This window comes from Microbacterium sp. K24, from assembly GCF_004794465.1.
Taxonomy (GTDB): Bacteria; Actinomycetota; Actinomycetes; order Actinomycetales; family Microbacteriaceae; genus Microbacterium.
The window spans coordinates 1-973 of record NZ_SSDJ01000112.1 but is presented as its reverse complement, the minus strand read 5'-3'; the positions used below and the strand labels follow the sequence as shown (position 1 = coordinate 973).

Below are 973 nucleotides of genomic sequence, written 5' to 3'. Positions count from 1 at the left end.
GCGGGCCGCGCCACGCCGTGCGCGACGTCGCGGGCGAGGTCCAGGATCAGAGCCACATCGACGTCGGAGCGATCCAGGTCGAGCCGGTCGCACGCCGCCGCTGTCCAGTCGTCGAGGGCGTCGACGGGGAGATGCTGCGGCTTGTCTGTCATGTGTCCTCCTGGTCGACGGGTCTTCCCGCTGTGGCGGGGCGCGCTCTCGCACGTTCCAGATCGTCCCACGTGTCGACATCCGCCGCCAGGCCACCCGCATCCACGAGGTCGAGGCGCAGGCCCGCGACGAGCGAGCGGATAGACGCGTCGCGTCCGGCATCGGGCAGGGATTCGAGCGCCTCGCGCAGCGCCGCCGTGCGGTAGCGGCCGACGAGCCACTGCGGAGCACCGGTCTCGTCGGTGAGGCACACCCCGTCGGCGTCGCCGGAGGGATGCCGGCGCAGCTGGGCGACCGCGTCGACCGCGCGGGGGATGTCGGCGGCGAGGATGCAGACCTCGTCGCCGTCGACGTGGGCGAGCCCCGCGGCGATCGCCGCGACCGGTCCGCCGAACGGGGGATTCTCCCGGGCCCAGGTCACATCGCCGCGGACGTGCGCGGGCGGGCCGATCACGACGATCGGGTCGCACCACGACACGGCGCGCACCGCGTGGTCGAGCAGGGTCGCGCCGTCGACGACGAGCTGCGGCTTGTCGGCGCCGCCCAAGCGGGATGCCCGGCCGCCGGCGAGCACGATCGCGGCTGTTCCTCCCGGCGTCATGAGAGCAGTGCGACGTCGACGAGGTCTCCGTCGTTCACCGTCGCGACGTCCTCCGGCACGATCGCATACGCCTCGGCACGCGCCAGCCCGGCCGCCAGGTGCGAGCCTGGACCTCCGGCTGCGGTCGGCCGCACCGTCCAACCGGCCGGGTCGGCGCGATCGATGGTCGCCGGCACGAACTGCCGGCGCCCCTCCTTCTTCCGCCATCCCGTCGCAGCGGGC

The 973-nt window shown here is 74.2% G+C and carries 1 protein-coding gene and 1 pseudogene; both read right to left on the bottom strand.

Annotated features, from left to right (window positions below):
* Positions 1–148: 148 nt before the first annotated feature.
* Positions 149–751: a molybdenum cofactor guanylyltransferase gene (locus DW306_RS11130; RefSeq protein ID WP_136055663.1), complete on the bottom strand. Its 603-nt coding sequence runs from the start codon at positions 749–751 to the stop codon at positions 149–151.
* Positions 748–973, bottom strand: a pseudogene (locus DW306_RS11125) (molybdopterin molybdenumtransferase MoeA); the annotation flags it as partial. The gene DW306_RS11130 and the pseudogene DW306_RS11125, both read right to left, overlap by 4 nt.

Coding starts and splice junctions, on each gene's coding strand:
- DW306_RS11130 (WP_136055663.1), bottom strand. CDS start 751: ATGACGCCGGGAGGAACAGCCGCGATCGTGCTCGCCGGCGGCCGGGCA.